Raw genomic sequence first — 13,311 nt, 5'->3', positions numbered from 1 at the left:
CTCCTAACCCTGTCTCTGCTTATGCCGTGGTTCTGAACACACCACAAAAACTCTCCCTTTACGCCGCACAACCTTGCACTTCTCACACCGCGGCTTCACCGAAGCACGGACTTTCACGACCGTAACCTCCTTCCCTACTTGTGCCGGTAGACAATCCTCCCCTTGGTGGGATCGTACTTGGAAATCTGTACGGTCACCTTGTCCCCGGGAAGGATACGAATGTAATGCATGCGCATCTTCCCAGAAATATGCGCCAGGATCACTTTACCGGTCTCCAATTCTACTCGAAACATGGCATTTGGTAAAGGTTCAATGACTGTACCCTTCACCTCAATGAAATCGTCTTTCGCCATCAGAAGAAATCCCCTCTCTCACTCACGGTAAGGATTTCGGGCTGCCCCTTACGCACAAGAACCGTGTGCTCAAAGTGGGCAGATAACCCTCCGTCTTCCGTAACCACTGTCCATCCATCTTCAAGGATTTTCACCCTGTACCCCCTCTCATTCGCCATGGGCTCAATGGCAAGAACCATTCCTTCTTCGAGGATCGTCCCCTGTCCTTTCTGCCCAAAGTTCGGAATCTGAGGATCCTCATGGAGGCTCTTCCCCACTCCATGCCCCACAAGATCCCGCACAACGGCAAACCCTTCCCGCTCAATTGTCGTCTGAATGGCATGGGAGATGTCCCCCACCCGATTGCCAGGAAGAGCCCGACGGATACCCTCATAGAGCGCTTTCCTCGTCACTTCCACGAGCTTTCGGGCCACAGGATGACCATCCCCCACAACCACGCTGAAGGCCGCATCGGTGTAAAAGCCCTCAAACTCGACCCCAATATCGATACTCACCAGGTCGCCGCTTCGGATGACGCGTTTCCCCGGAATCCCGTGGACCACCTCGTCGTTGATGGAAATACACAACGCCGCCGGAAACCCCCTGTATCCCAGAAAGGCAGGCCGCGCACCGCACCGCACGATGAATTCCCGAACCACTTCCTCAATAAAGGCTGTGCTCACCCCAGGAGTAAGGAGGGCCTTCACCTTCTCCAGAACGTTCCCCAGTATCCGCCCGCTTCTTCGAATCCTCTCAAGGTCTTCTCTCCTTGTCAGCTTAGCCATTGCCGCGCAACTTTTTGGCAAGAAGCTCCTTCACCCGGGCATAGGTTTCCTCGATGGAGCCCGAAGCGGGTACGGTAACGAGGAGTCCTTTCCGGGCATAGAACTCCACCAGGGGTCTTGTCTGTTCCTCGTACACCGCAAGACGTTTCCGGATAACCTCTGGAGTGTCGTCTGGACGCTGCACCAGCTTCCCCCCACAGCGATCGCACACCTCATCAGACCGGGGAGGACTGGAAATGAGGTTGTACGGAGTCTGGCAGTTCTCGCAGACCCTCCGGGCTGAGAGCCGTCGAACAAGCTCCTCAGCCGGAATGTCAAAGTACAGCACGGCATCGATGGCCATGTGGAGCTCTTTGAGCATTTCCTCCAGGGCTTCAGCCTGCCTGAGCGTTCTCGGAAACCCATCGAGAATGAATCCCCGCCGCACGTCGTCGCGGGAAAGCCGCTCTTTCACCACTCCAATGACCACTTCGTCAGGGACAAGCTGCCCCTCCCGAACAAAGGGTTCGGCCTTTTTTCCCCATTCCGTTCCCTCTCTGATTGCCAGGCGGAGAATATCCCCCGTGGCCAGCTGGGGAATACCGAATGCTTCCTCAATCCTCTTTGCCTGAGTACCTTTTCCTGCCCCTGGAGGTCCAAGGAGAATGATTCGCATGGTTTCTCCCCCTTACCGTCGAATGAATCCCTCGTAATGCCGCATGAGGAGCTGTGCCTCAAGCTGTGTTACCGTTTCAATCGCCACCCCAACCATGATGAGGATGGCCGTGCCGCCGAAGTAAAAGGTGGTGACCTTGGTTAGCTCCACGAGGATATTCGGCACCACAGCAATGAAAGCAAGCACCAGTGCACCCCAGAGGGTGATGCGGGTGAGGCAGCGGTCAATGTACTCCACCGTCGGCCTCCCCGGCCGTATTCCCGGGATAAACCCGCCGTACTTTTTCATGTTCTCTGCAAGGTCCACCGGGTTGAACGTGACCGCAGTGTAGAAATAGGTAAAGAAGATGATGAGCGCGGCGTACAGCGTAAGATACAGCGCTGAATCCGGAGAAAGTGCATTGGCCAGACTCTTCATAAAGCCAGAGCCCTCGAAGAACTGCGCCAGAGTCGCGGGGAAAAGCAGCACCGAGGAGGCAAAGATGATGGGGATAACCCCTCCCTGAATCACCCGGATGGGGATATGGGTGCTCTGCCCCCCATAAATTCGCCTGCCCACGACTCGCTTGGCATACTGCACCGGGATCTTGCGCTGCGCTTCCTGAAATTCCACCACAAAGGCCACAATGAAAACCGCCACCACAAGGGCTATACCAAAGAGGAAGGGATTCACCTCTCCAAGCCGGATCAGCGAGAAGGTCCGGAAAAACTGCGGCATGAGCCGGGCAACAATGCCTGCAAAGATGATGAGCGATATGCCGTTGCCGATACCAAAATCAGAGATGAGTTCCCCAAGCCACATGAGGAACATGCTTCCCGCGGCAAGGGTAATGATAACGGTGAAACGATACGCCCACCCTGTGGCCAAGACCACTCCGAGATTCTCCATCCACACCGTTATGCCAAACCCCTGAACCAGAGCAAGGAGGATTGCTCCCCAGCGGGTGTACTGGGCAATCTTGTCCCGTCCCTCCTCGCCGCTTTTTGCCAGTTCCTCAAGTTGAGGAACGACCGAGGTCAAAAGCTGGATGATAATGGAGGCGTTAATGTAGGGCATAATCCCCAGGGCCAGAATGGAGAAATTGCTCAGTGCTCCTCCTGCAAACATATCGAGGAACCCGAGAACCCCACCCCGGGAAAAGACGTTCGCCAGGGCCTTTGGGTCAATCCCGGGAACGGGGATGTGCGCACCGATACGGAAAACAACGAGCATAAGCAGCGTGAAAATGACCCTTCGTTTCAGGTCCGGTATCCTGAAGAGCTTGACCAGGGATTCCCACATGTCACAGCACCTCGGCCTTTCCGCCTCTTTCCTCAATCAGGGCCTTCGCCCGTGCCGAAAACGCATGGGCTTTCACGACAAGACGCCGCTTGAGTTCCCCTTTGGCCAGAATCTTGACCCTGGACCTTCTGTCTTCCACAAGACCACATTCCTGCAGGAGCTCCGGGGTGACCTCGGTTCCATCGGGAAAACGGTTCAGAGCGCTCACGTTCACGATCTCCCACTCTTCAGCGCAGGGATTGTGGAAACCTCTCTTGGGAACCCGCCGAACAAGGGGCATCTGTCCACCCTCAAAACGGGGATGAATCTGCCCTCCTGACCGAGCCTTCTGGCCCTTCATCCCTCGACCGGAGGTTTTCCCATGACCCGACCCAATGCCCCTTCCCACTCGCTTCCGGGGGTGGAAAGCACCCTTTGCAGGTCGCAGCTCGTTGATTTTCATATCGGCTTCCCCCTATATCTCCTCGACTTTTAGAAGGTATCGAACCTTGGCGATCATGCCCCGCAGAGACGGGGAATCTTCCTTCACGATGGTTTCGTAAAGCTTCCGAAAACCCAGTGCCCGAACAGTGCGCTTGTGAGACTCGGGATGCCCAATGGGACTGTGTACCAGGGTCATCCGCAGCATCTTCCCGGCCACATCACTTTCCCCCTTTCTGCGGCTCAAAGAGTTCCTTCAGAGTCTTCCCCCGAAGGGCAGCCACTTCATGAGGGTCTCTTAAGCTCAAAAGTCCCTGAATGGTGGCGCGCGCGAGATTGATAGGATTGTTGTTCCCCAGGGATTTCGTCAGGATGTCCTTCACTCCAGCGACCTCCATGATGGCCCTGACGGTACCTCCCGCGATGACTCCTGTCCCCGGGGCTGCGGGTTTCAGCACCACCGTACTTGCGGCGAACTCTCCACGAACCTCGTGGACGATAGTCGTCCCCCGCATGGGAAAGCGAATCAGGGACTTCTTCGCCCGTTCCACTGCTTTCCGAACGGCATCGGGTACTTCCTTTGCTTTCCCAAGACCTATACCCACAACGCCGTCACCATTGCCCACGGCAACCAGGGCGCGGAATCCGAAGCGCTTCCCTCCCTTGACGACCTTACTCACCCTGGTCACCGCAATGAGGCGTTCTTGGAGTTCCATTCCTTCCGGATTGATTCTCCCCATAGCATCCGACCCTCCGCACTCTAAAAGAGTAAACCTGCTTCGCGCGCCCCTTCAGCCAGGGCTTTCACCCGCCCATGGTACTTGTACCCACCACGGTCGAAGACCACCTTCGTAATCCCCTTCTCCAGAGCCTTCTGGGCGATGAGGCGGCCGACAGCCCGGGCAATGTCTGTTTTCGTCCCCTGCATTCCCCGGATTTCAGGAGAAAGGGAGGACGCCGCCACCAGAGTCCGTCCTTCCTCGTCGTTGATAATCTGGGCGTAAATGTGCTTTAGGCTCCGGAACACCGAAAGACGGGGACGCTCGGCAGTCCCCCGCACCTTCTTCCGCACTCTTCGATGTCGACGGATTCGGCGTTCCCATTTTCCCCGTTTCTCGCTGATAATCATTCTCCGAACACTCCCCTCAAACTACTTTGCTGCTGCCTTTCCCTGTTTCCTCCGGACGACCTCACCCACGTACTTGATGCCGGTACCCTTGTAGGGTTCAACCTTCCGCAGTTTGCGGATGTCCGCAGCCACCTGCCCAACCTTTTCTTTATCGATGCCCTTTACCCGGATAATCTGCCCCTCGACTTCAAAGGAAATACCCTCAGGAGGTTGGATCTCGACCGGATGGGTGAAACCGATGTTCAGCACCAGGGTTTCTCCCCGTTTCTGCACACGGTACCCCAGACCGTTCACCTCCAGGGCCTTTTCAAATCCCCTGGTCACGCCCTCAATCATATTGTGAAGAAGGGTTCGTGTGAGTCCGTGAAGGGACTTATCGAGCTTGGTATCTCCCTGGCGGAGCACCCTCAGGACATTGCCGTCTTTCTCGATCCGCATGCGAGGATGGAAGGTCCGGGTTAGCGTCCCCTTTGGACCCCTCACCGTTACCGTTGTCCCCTCAACGGTAACCTCCACTCCCTGCGGAATTGCAACAGGCTTTCGTCCAATCCGCGACATGGTCATCCTCCTCCATCACCATATGAAGCACAGCACCTCTCCGCCTATGCCAAGCTTCCTCGCCTCTTTCCCCGTCATGACACCCCGGGAGGTGGAGACGATGACCGTCCCCAGGCCTCCAAGGAGAATCGGAATCTCATCCTTTCCAGCGTAGATTCTGAGTCCGGGTTTGCTGATCCGGCGCAGGCCGTTGATCACCCGCTCGCGATGAGGACCGTACTTCAGCTCAATGAGCAATTCTCTCTTATTGCCATCTCTGGCAATAACCTTGTAATCCTGAATGTACCCTTCCTCCCGCATGATTCGTGCAATCTCAATCTTCAGGCGGGAGGCAGGGACTGTAACCGTCGGATGCCCAGCCTTCAGGGCATTACGAATCCGCGTCAGCATATCCGCAATAGGGTCGGTGTGCGCCATTTCCTCTCCCCTTCCCCTCACCAACTCGATTTGATAATGCCGGGGATCTCGCCACGACTCGCCAGAGTCCGGAAGCAAATCCGGCACATGCCAAAATCCCGAAGGTATCCCCGCGGTCGACCGCACAGAGAACAGCGGTTCCGGTAGCGGACCTTGAACTTCAATTTTTCAAGGTTTTTGTTCTTCTCAATTTTTGCTTTGCGCGCCATTTCAGTCCTCCCTCATTTCCGGAAAGGCAGACCCAAACCCTCAAGGAGGGCTCTGGCCTCTTCGTCTGTTCTTGCCGTGGTCACGAAGGTGATGTTCATCCCCCGTACCCGCTCCACACGGTCATAATTGATTTCGGGGAAAATGAGCTGTTCCTCAATTCCGATAGTACAGTTCCCCCGTCCATCGAAAGAGTTACCAGGGAACCCCCGAAAGTCACGAATCCTGGCGATAGCGATGTTCAAGAAGCGGTCGAGGAACTCGTACATGCGATCTTTCCGGAGCGTTACCTTGCATCCGATGGGCATACCCTTACGGAGCTTGAAGTTGGAAATCGATTTCTTCGCACGGGTCACCAGGGGTTTTTGCCCTGTGATGAGCGCGAGTTCTTCCACCGCAAGATCAAGGTAGTGAGGGTTCTGCGTAGCATCCCCCACACCCATGTTGATGACGATTTTCTCAAGCCTGGGAACCTGCATGATGTTTCTATAGCCGAACTCCTTCAGGAGCTTGGGAACAACCTCTTTATAGTACTTCTCCTTCGTAATGGACACCGCTTAAGCCCCCCTGTTTCAGACCTTGTCAATGATCTCGCCACATTTCTTGCAAACCCTCACCCGGAAACGGGAATCGGGGAGTTTCACCCGCTTAATCCGGGTTTTCTGCCCACAGCGGCTGCACACCAGGCGGACATTGGAAATCCTTATGGGGTTCTCCCGTTCAATAATACCTCCCTGGGGGTTATCCTGGGTTGGACGGGTATGCTTCTTCACCATGTTGACCCCTTCAACAATGACTTTTCCTTCCCGGGGGAAAACGCTCAGAACCTTCCCCCGTTTTCCCTTGTCCTTCCCGTGGATAACCTCCACAAGGTCCCCCTTCTTGATGGGAACCTTGACCCTTTTTGTTTTGAGCTCCATAACCATCACTCCTTACACCACTTCCGGAGCCAAGGAGACAATCCGCATGAAGTTTTTCTCACGCAATTCGCGTCCTACTGGCCCGAACACCCGGGTCCCTCGCGGAACATCCTGGTTGGTGACGAGAACGGCCGCGTTGTCATCGAAGCGAACATATGTGCCATCGGGCCGGCGCACCGCTTTCCTTGTTCGAACCACAACGGCACGGACAACCTCACCCTTTTTCACGTTGGAGTGCGGCTCGGCTTCTTTCACCGAAGCAATGATGACATCGCCGATACTGGCGTAACGCCGATTGGACCCACCAAGGACCCGAATGCACATAATCCGCTTTGCTCCAGTGTTATCCGCAACTTCAAGCATAGTTCTCGGCTGAATCAACGTCCTCTCCTCCCCTGACTCTCGCTTTTTCAAGCAAAGCGACCACTCTCCATCGCTTGGTCTTACTCAAGGGTCGGGTCTCCTCGATGAGCACCTTATCGCCCACTGAACACATGTTGTGCTCATCGTGGGCCTTGAACTTCACGCTTTTTCGAATCTTCTTCTTGTACAGTGGATGTTCAGTGATGCGCTCCACCCGTACCACCACGGTTTTGTCCATAGCATCACTGACAACCTCGCCGACAAATCGCTTCCGCATACCCATGTCAACGGCCCTCCTGCCGCTTTGCTGCAAGTTCTCGTTCCCGAAGGATGGTTTTAATACGAGCGATGTCCCGCTTCACGGCCTGGATTCTCTTGGGATTCGCCAGCTGTCCTGTAATGGCCTGAAACCTCAGATTGAAGAGCTCCATGCGCAAATCCTTGAGCTTTTGATTGAGTTCTTCATTGGTGAAATTCCTGAGCTCCGAAGCCTTCACCACCATCACCTCTACTCAATCCGTCTCTCGATAATCCTTGTCTTTATGGGAAGCTTGTGAGAGGCGATACGGAGTGCCTCGTAAGCCGTTTCTCTATCCACGCCTCCCACCTCAAAGAGCACTCGCCCGGGACGGACCACGGCCACCCATCCCTCAACCGGGCCTTTTCCCTTCCCCATTCGGGATTCAGCAGGCTTTTTGGTATAGGGTTTGTCAGGGAAAATACGAATCCAGATACGACCCTTCTTGATATGCCGGGAAATGGCCACCCGGGCTGCCTCAATCTGGGGATTGGTGATCCACGCCGGCTCCAGAGCCTGGAGACCGTAATCGCCAAAGTCTACCTCATTGCCTCGAAAGGCAGTTCCCTTGAGTCTCCCGCGCTGTTGCTTTCGGTACTTAACTCTCTTGGGCATCAACATAGTCTTCAAGCTCCTCCTCGTAACGCTCTTCCTGAGGAAGGGAAGCGACTCCCTCTTCGAGGACTTCTCCTGGAGAGATGACTTCGCCCTTAAAGATCCAGACCTTCACGCCGATTTTGCCGTATGTAGTGAGTGCTTCGGCGAAACCATAATCGATGTCAGCGCGAAGCGTCTGAAGGGGCAAACGTCCCTCACGGTACCATTCCTCACGGGCGATTTCCGCCCCCGCAAGCCGTCCCGAACAGGCAATCTTGATGCCCTTGGCGCCCATCTTCAGCGCCCGGGCAATGGCCTGCTTCATCGCCCGCCGATACGACACTCGACGCTCAATCTGGGCGGCGATGTTCTCCGCCACAAGCTGGGCATCGATTTCAGGAACAGGCACCTCTTCCACCGAAATCTGAATGTTCTGATTCCCTGTGAGTTTCTGGAGCTCCTGGCGGAGTTTTTCCACCTCGCTCCCTTTACGTCCAATGACGATTCCCGGTCGTGCAGTTTTGATAATGACCTTGATTTGATTCGCCAGGCGCTCTATCTCGACTTTGGAAATGCCAGAGCGGTAGAATCGCTCCTTGATGTAACGACGAATCTTCAGGTCTTCAAGGAGGTAATTGGTGTACTTCTCCTTTTCCGCATACCATCGTGACTGCCAGGTGGTCACAATGCCCAAACGGAGTCCAATAGGATTGACTTTTTGGCCCAATTACTTTCCCTCCTCCGCCTCAGAGACCACAATGGTGATGTGAGAGGTTCGTTTCCGAATTAAATAGGCACGCCCAAAGGCCCGGGGATGAACCCTCTTCCAGGTAGGACCCTGGTCGACATAGGCCCGGGAAACAACGAGCTTGTCAACGTCCATGTTCCAGTTGTTCTCTGCATTGGCAATGGCTGACTGCAGAACCTTGTATACCAGACGAGCGGCCTTCTTGGGAATAAACCGCAAAAGGACCAGGGCCTCCTGAGCCTTTTTCCCCCTGATGAGGTTCACAACCTGCCTGGCCTTCCGGGGAGAAATACGAACATACTTTGCCGTTGCCCTTGCTTCCATCGATTTCACCCCTTACTTCAGCGCTGTTGAGCGCTCTGTGGGAGCACCATGGCCCTTAAAGGTCCGGGTTGGAGCAAACTCTCCCAGACGGTGCCCCACCATCTGTTCGGTGATGTAGACGGGGACGTGTCTCCTCCCGTTGTACACCGCGATGGTGTGCCCAACCATCTCCGGGATAATGACACATGCCCGAGCCCAGGTTTTGATGACCCTCTTCTCGCCCCGCTTATTCAGTTCCTCGATCTTTTTCCGGAGTTTTGGGTCGACATATGGACCCTTCTTCGATGACCTGCCCAAAGGACACAGCCTCCCTCCACTACTTTCTCCTCTTGATAATCCACTTGTCGGTTTGCTTGTTCCGCCGGGTCTTGTAGCCTTTCGTGAGCAGACCCCACGGGCTCACAGGATGCCGGCCACCATGCGCCCGTCCCTCACCACCACCATGGGGATGGTCGATGGGGTTCATGGCCACTCCGCGAACAGTGGGCCGGATACCAAGCCACCGGCTTCTTCCTGCCTTTCCGATGGTGATGTTCTCGTGGTCCACATTACCGACCTGCCCGACGGTGGCCATGCAATCGAGGTGAATGAGACGGATTTCTCCCGACGGCAAACGGACGTGGGCGTAATCTCCCTCTTTGGCGAGGAGCTGGGCATAACTCCCAGCAGAACGAACGAGCTGCCCTCCCTTGCCCTTGCGAAGTTCGATATTGTGAATCAGCGTCCCCACCGGAATGTTCCTAAGCGGCAGAGCATTCCCCGGGCGAATATCGGCATCAGGGCCACTCATGAGCACGTCTCCCACCGAAACCCCCAGGGGTGCGATGATGTACCTCTTCTCCCCATCAGCGTATTTCAGGAGTGCAATACGGGCCGAGCGGTTGGGGTCATACTCAATGCTCTCTACCACCGCAGGGATACCCCACTTATCCCGCTTGAAATCAATAATCCGGTACTTCCTCTTGTGTCCTCCACCCCGGTGGCGGACCGCAATACGCCCCTGGTTGTCCCTTCCCGCCTTGCTCTTGAGAGGCTCAAGGAGAGACCGTTCGGGTTCCTTCTTGGTGATTTCCTCAAAAGTGTATCCCGTCATGTGACGACGACTCGGGGTCACCGGTTTGTATTCTTTGATCGCCATGGTGCCTCAACCTCTCTCCCTCTATCAGGTGATGTCAAAGGCCTTAATGCGTTCACCGGGCTTGACGAAAACGATGGCCTTTTTCCAGGAAGATGTCCGGCCCTCGAATCTCCCCAAGCGTTTCCTCTTGCCCTTCACATTGATAGTGTTCACCTTGAGCACCGTAACACCGAACATCTCCTCCACGGCCTTTTTAATCTCGGGCTTGGTCGCTCTCGGGTCCACCCGGAAAACGTACTTGTTCTCCTTCTGAAGCCGGACTGACTTTTCCGTCACAATGGGATGGATGATGATACTCCGCCTATCCTCCATATCCCCACACCTCCAGGAGGGAGAGAAAAGCCTCCTTCTCCATAATCACCCAGTCAGCATTCAGGATGAAGTACGCCGTGATCTCATGCACCGGTTTCACAGTCACGTCGGGGATATTGGAAAACACCCGCGACACACTGGCATCTGCCGACTGGAGAATGATAAGCACTTTCCCACGAGTTTGCAAGGCCTCAAGGAAACGAACACCCTCTTTGGTCTTGGGAAGGGGAAAGGTGATTTTCTCAACGAGGATCAGCGAAGACGTACGAATTTTCTCCCGCAGCGCCAGAAACAAAGCCTTGCGCCGTTCTTTTTTGGAAAGCGTATGGTAGTACGAACGGGGTCTTGGGCCGAAAACAATCCCACCATGACGCCAGATTGGTGACCGAATGCTCCCGTGTCTTGCCCTTCCGGTACCCTTTTGAGGCCAGGGTTTCCGCCCACCTCCCCGAACTTCTCCACGGGTTTTGGTCTTGGCTGTTCCCAGTCTCTGGTTGTCGAGAAAGGCCTTCACCGCAAGATAGAGCAGGTGGGTGTTCTCCTCCACGCCCTCCAGCCACTCATCGTCCACAGACACCGTTTCCACAACCTGTCCTGTCTGGTCTTTCACCGCAAGTTCCATATATCTCCCGCCCCCTACGACGCTCGCTTGAACACCAAAACTCTGCCTCCTGCCGGTCCCGGGACAGCACCACGAACAAGCAGAAGATTCCTCTCAGGGTACACCCCAACAACCTCAAGGTTCCGCACCGTCACCGTCTCGTTCCCCATTCGTCCCGGAAGACCTTTGCCCTTGAAAACCTTTTCAGGGTCTGTTGCACCAATGGACCCGGGTTCCCGGTAGAACATGGAACCATGGGACGCCGGACCACCGCCGTATCCAAACCTCCGGACAACTCCCTGAAAGCCCTTGCCTTTCGAAACCCCCCGAACGTCAACCCTGTCTCCAACCTTGAAACCATCAACCTTCAGAACCTGCCCGATTGCATACTTCTCGTGGTCCTTAAAGTGGAACTCTGCGAGGAAGCGGAGAGGTGGAACCTGAGCTCTCTTGAAATGACCCAGAAGAGGCTTGTTGAGCTTTTTCTCCTTCACTTCCCTGTACCCAAGCTGCAACGCTTTATACCCGTCCCGGTCCATGTCCTTTTTCTGGACCACGTAACACGGACCGCACTGGAGAACTGTTACGGGGACGACAAGGCCATCGGGAGTGAAAATTCTGGTCATGCCAATTTTCTCCCCAATAAGACCGTACTCAACTATAGCCTTCATATCCTTTCTCCTCCAGAATATCCCTTAAAGCTTGATTTCTATGTCAACACCTGCAGGCAGATCAAGGTGCATAAGGGCATCCACCGTTTTGGGATTGGGATCGATGATATCGATGAGCCTTTTGTGAATCCGCATTTCAAACTGTTCCCGGGACTTCTTATCAATGTGAGGAGAGCGAAGTACCGTATACTTTGTGATTTCCGTGGGTAATGGAACAGGACCAGCCACAGCGGCTCCGGTCCGTTCCACCGCCTGAACGATTTTCATCGCTGACTGATCCAGGAGTTTGTGGTCATACGCCTTGAGTTTAATCCGTATTTTCTGAGCCACGTCGCACGCCTCCCCAGGGCCTACTCAATGATTTCCGTAACCACTCCGGCACCAACCGTTCTTCCTCCCTCACGGATGGCAAAGCGCAAGCCCTTCTCCATGGCCACAGGGTAGATGAGCTTCACCTCGAGGTTAGCGTTGTCCCCGGGCATGACCATCTCCACTCCCTGGGGGAGCTTGATCTCTCCGGTGACATCGGTAGTCCGGAAGTAGAACTGGGGACGGTAGCCACTGAAGAAGGGGGTGTGCCGGCCACCCTCCTCTTTGGTGAGGACGTAGACCTCAGCCTTGAAGTGGGTGTGGGGGGTGATGGTTCCGGGAGCTGCGAGAACCTGACCCCGCTCCACCTCTTTCTTCTCAATGCCCCGCAAAAGCACGCCGATGTTGTCTCCGGCCTGGGCCTCATCGAGGACCTTGCGGAACATCTCAATGCCCGTGACCACGGTCTTCTTGATCTCATGGGAGAGCCCCACGATCTCCACAGGGTCTCCAAGCTTCAGGGTTCCCCGCTCCACTCTCCCGGTGACCACGGTGCCTCTCCCGGTGATGGAGAAGACGTCCTCAATGGGCATGAGGAAGGGCTTGTCGAGTTCCCGGACTGGGAGGGGGAAGTAGGTGTCCATGGCGTCGAGGAGGTTCCAGATCCCTCCGCACCACTGACACTCCCGCTTGCCGCAGCCACACTCCAGAGCTTTCAGGGCACTGCCGGTGACGACGGGAACCTCGTCTCCGGGGAACTCGTAGCGGTTGAGGAGGTCCCGGACTTCCATCTCCACGAGTTCCAAGAGCTCCGGGTCATCGACCATGTCGACTTTATTCATGAAGACGATGATGTAGGGGACACCGACCTGACGGGAGAGGAGAATGTGTTCCCGGGTCTGGGGCATGGGGCCATCGGCAGCAGAGACCACGAGGACTGCCCCATCCATCTGGGCCGCACCGGTGATCATGTTCTTCACGTAGTCGGCATGCCCCGGGCAGTCGATGTGGGCGTAGTGGCGCTTCTCCGTCTCGTACTCCACATGGGCAATGGCGATGGTGATCCCTCGCTCCCGTTCCTCAGGAGCCTTGTCGATCTGCTCAAAAGGGGTGTACTTGGCAAGACCGTGCTTGGAGAGGACCAGGGTGATGGCGGCGGTGAGGGTGGTCTTCCCATGGTCCACGTGTCCAATGGTCCCGACGTTAATATGGGGCTTTTTCCTTTCGAACTTCTGCTTGGCCATAG

At 55.5% G+C, this 13,311-nt stretch carries 27 protein-coding genes; all 27 read right to left on the bottom strand.

Features of this window, described 5'->3' with window-relative positions; all coding sequences use genetic code 11:
- Window positions 1-3 precede the first annotated feature (3 nt).
- The 27 genes from rpmJ to tuf all read right to left on the bottom strand — a co-directional run bounded on the left by rpmJ (window position 4) and on the right by tuf (window position 13,309).
- A complete protein-coding gene (gene rpmJ, locus ACP6EK_RS05830; protein WP_017872970.1) occupies window positions 4-117 on the bottom strand; it encodes a 50S ribosomal protein L36 in 114 nt (37 codons plus the stop codon).
- Window positions 118-134: 17 nt separating this feature from the next.
- The gene (gene infA, locus ACP6EK_RS05825) at window positions 135-353 is read right to left on the bottom strand and encodes a translation initiation factor IF-1 (protein ID WP_017872969.1); all 219 of its coding nucleotides are present in this window, start codon (window positions 351-353) and stop codon (window positions 135-137) included.
- A complete protein-coding gene (gene map / locus ACP6EK_RS05820) occupies window positions 353-1,117 on the bottom strand; it encodes a type I methionyl aminopeptidase (RefSeq protein ID WP_438314008.1) in 765 nt (254 codons plus the stop codon). The genes infA and map overlap by 1 nt, the downstream gene beginning before the upstream one ends.
- Window positions 1,110-1,772, bottom strand: coding sequence for an adenylate kinase (locus ACP6EK_RS05815; RefSeq protein WP_438314005.1), 663 nt, complete (start codon window positions 1,770-1,772; stop codon window positions 1,110-1,112). Before ACP6EK_RS05815 ends, map begins: the two co-directional genes overlap by 8 nt.
- Window positions 1,773-1,784: 12 nt before the next feature.
- A complete protein-coding gene (secY, locus tag ACP6EK_RS05810; protein ID WP_438314002.1) occupies window positions 1,785-3,053 on the bottom strand; it encodes a preprotein translocase subunit SecY in 1,269 nt (422 codons plus the stop codon).
- A 1-nt stretch (window position 3,054) separates the two neighbouring features.
- Entirely contained in the window at window positions 3,055-3,495 is a 441-nt protein-coding gene (gene rplO / locus ACP6EK_RS05805) for a 50S ribosomal protein L15 (protein ID WP_438313999.1), read from the bottom strand.
- A gap of 12 nt (window positions 3,496-3,507) precedes the next feature.
- Window positions 3,508-3,693: a 50S ribosomal protein L30 gene (gene rpmD, locus ACP6EK_RS05800; RefSeq protein WP_017872964.1), complete on the bottom strand. Its 186-nt coding sequence runs from the start codon at window positions 3,691-3,693 to the stop codon at window positions 3,508-3,510.
- A 1-nt stretch (window position 3,694) separates the two neighbouring features.
- The gene (gene rpsE / locus ACP6EK_RS05795) at window positions 3,695-4,213 is read right to left on the bottom strand and encodes a 30S ribosomal protein S5 (RefSeq protein ID WP_017872963.1); all 519 of its coding nucleotides are present in this window, start codon (window positions 4,211-4,213) and stop codon (window positions 3,695-3,697) included.
- Between the two features lie 20 nt (window positions 4,214-4,233).
- Window positions 4,234-4,602, bottom strand: coding sequence for a 50S ribosomal protein L18 (rplR, locus tag ACP6EK_RS05790; protein WP_438313995.1), 369 nt, complete (start codon window positions 4,600-4,602; stop codon window positions 4,234-4,236).
- A 21-nt stretch (window positions 4,603-4,623) separates the two neighbouring features.
- Window positions 4,624-5,160 (bottom strand): 50S ribosomal protein L6, encoded by a 537-nt coding sequence (gene rplF, locus ACP6EK_RS05785; protein ID WP_438313993.1) that lies wholly within the window; start codon window positions 5,158-5,160, stop codon window positions 4,624-4,626.
- A gap of 15 nt (window positions 5,161-5,175) precedes the next feature.
- Window positions 5,176-5,577, bottom strand: coding sequence for a 30S ribosomal protein S8 (gene rpsH, locus ACP6EK_RS05780; RefSeq protein ID WP_438313991.1), 402 nt, complete (start codon window positions 5,575-5,577; stop codon window positions 5,176-5,178).
- 17 nt (window positions 5,578-5,594) lie between these two features.
- Window positions 5,595-5,786: a type Z 30S ribosomal protein S14 gene (locus ACP6EK_RS05775; protein ID WP_017889366.1), complete on the bottom strand. Its 192-nt coding sequence runs from the start codon at window positions 5,784-5,786 to the stop codon at window positions 5,595-5,597.
- Between the two features lie 12 nt (window positions 5,787-5,798).
- Window positions 5,799-6,338: a 50S ribosomal protein L5 gene (gene rplE, locus ACP6EK_RS05770; RefSeq protein ID WP_438313987.1), complete on the bottom strand. Its 540-nt coding sequence runs from the start codon at window positions 6,336-6,338 to the stop codon at window positions 5,799-5,801.
- A gap of 18 nt (window positions 6,339-6,356) precedes the next feature.
- A complete protein-coding gene (gene rplX / locus ACP6EK_RS05765; RefSeq protein WP_438313984.1) occupies window positions 6,357-6,704 on the bottom strand; it encodes a 50S ribosomal protein L24 in 348 nt (115 codons plus the stop codon).
- A 12-nt stretch (window positions 6,705-6,716) separates the two neighbouring features.
- Window positions 6,717-7,085 carry a 50S ribosomal protein L14 gene (rplN, locus tag ACP6EK_RS05760; protein WP_026140643.1) on the bottom strand — a complete coding sequence of 123 codons (369 nt, stop codon included), beginning with the start codon at window positions 7,083-7,085 and terminating at the stop codon, window positions 6,717-6,719.
- A complete protein-coding gene (gene rpsQ / locus ACP6EK_RS05755; RefSeq protein ID WP_438313981.1) occupies window positions 7,060-7,350 on the bottom strand; it encodes a 30S ribosomal protein S17 in 291 nt (96 codons plus the stop codon). The genes rplN and rpsQ overlap by 26 nt, the downstream gene beginning before the upstream one ends.
- A gap of 1 nt (window position 7,351) precedes the next feature.
- On the bottom strand, window positions 7,352-7,564 hold the full coding sequence (rpmC, locus tag ACP6EK_RS05750) for a 50S ribosomal protein L29 (protein ID WP_026140642.1): 213 nt from the start codon (window positions 7,562-7,564) through the stop codon (window positions 7,352-7,354).
- A gap of 11 nt (window positions 7,565-7,575) precedes the next feature.
- On the bottom strand, window positions 7,576-7,986 hold the full coding sequence (gene rplP, locus ACP6EK_RS05745; protein ID WP_026140641.1) for a 50S ribosomal protein L16: 411 nt from the start codon (window positions 7,984-7,986) through the stop codon (window positions 7,576-7,578).
- Entirely contained in the window at window positions 7,964-8,689 is a 726-nt protein-coding gene (gene rpsC, locus ACP6EK_RS05740) for a 30S ribosomal protein S3 (RefSeq protein ID WP_438313978.1), read from the bottom strand. Before rpsC ends, rplP begins: the two co-directional genes overlap by 23 nt.
- A complete protein-coding gene (rplV, locus tag ACP6EK_RS05735; RefSeq protein ID WP_017889358.1) occupies window positions 8,690-9,034 on the bottom strand; it encodes a 50S ribosomal protein L22 in 345 nt (114 codons plus the stop codon).
- A 12-nt stretch (window positions 9,035-9,046) separates the two neighbouring features.
- Window positions 9,047-9,331 (bottom strand): 30S ribosomal protein S19, encoded by a 285-nt coding sequence (gene rpsS / locus ACP6EK_RS05730; RefSeq protein ID WP_438313975.1) that lies wholly within the window; start codon window positions 9,329-9,331, stop codon window positions 9,047-9,049.
- Between the two features lie 19 nt (window positions 9,332-9,350).
- Entirely contained in the window at window positions 9,351-10,172 is an 822-nt protein-coding gene (rplB, locus tag ACP6EK_RS05725) for a 50S ribosomal protein L2 (RefSeq protein WP_438313973.1), read from the bottom strand.
- 24 nt (window positions 10,173-10,196) lie between these two features.
- Window positions 10,197-10,484 carry a 50S ribosomal protein L23 gene (gene rplW / locus ACP6EK_RS05720; protein ID WP_017872948.1) on the bottom strand — a complete coding sequence of 96 codons (288 nt, stop codon included), beginning with the start codon at window positions 10,482-10,484 and terminating at the stop codon, window positions 10,197-10,199.
- Complete coding sequence (gene rplD, locus ACP6EK_RS05715) at window positions 10,474-11,106, bottom strand: 50S ribosomal protein L4 (RefSeq protein WP_438313970.1); 633 nt, start codon at window positions 11,104-11,106, stop codon at window positions 10,474-10,476. Before rplD ends, rplW begins: the two co-directional genes overlap by 11 nt.
- Window positions 11,107-11,120: 14 nt before the next feature.
- A complete protein-coding gene (gene rplC, locus ACP6EK_RS05710; RefSeq protein ID WP_438313967.1) occupies window positions 11,121-11,756 on the bottom strand; it encodes a 50S ribosomal protein L3 in 636 nt (211 codons plus the stop codon).
- A gap of 24 nt (window positions 11,757-11,780) precedes the next feature.
- On the bottom strand, window positions 11,781-12,023 hold the full coding sequence (gene rpsJ / locus ACP6EK_RS05705; protein WP_438318907.1) for a 30S ribosomal protein S10: 243 nt from the start codon (window positions 12,021-12,023) through the stop codon (window positions 11,781-11,783).
- 83 nt (window positions 12,024-12,106) lie between these two features.
- Complete coding sequence (tuf, locus tag ACP6EK_RS05700) at window positions 12,107-13,309, bottom strand: elongation factor Tu (RefSeq protein ID WP_438313964.1); 1,203 nt, start codon at window positions 13,307-13,309, stop codon at window positions 12,107-12,109.
- Window positions 13,310-13,311 lie beyond the last annotated feature (2 nt).

Origin of the sequence: Candidatus Caldatribacterium sp. SIUC1, from assembly GCF_051549785.1 — a bacterium.
In the GTDB taxonomy this organism is placed as follows: domain Bacteria; phylum Atribacterota; class Atribacteria; order Atribacterales; family Caldatribacteriaceae; genus Caldatribacterium.
This window is presented reverse-complemented; position numbering and strand designations above follow the sequence as displayed.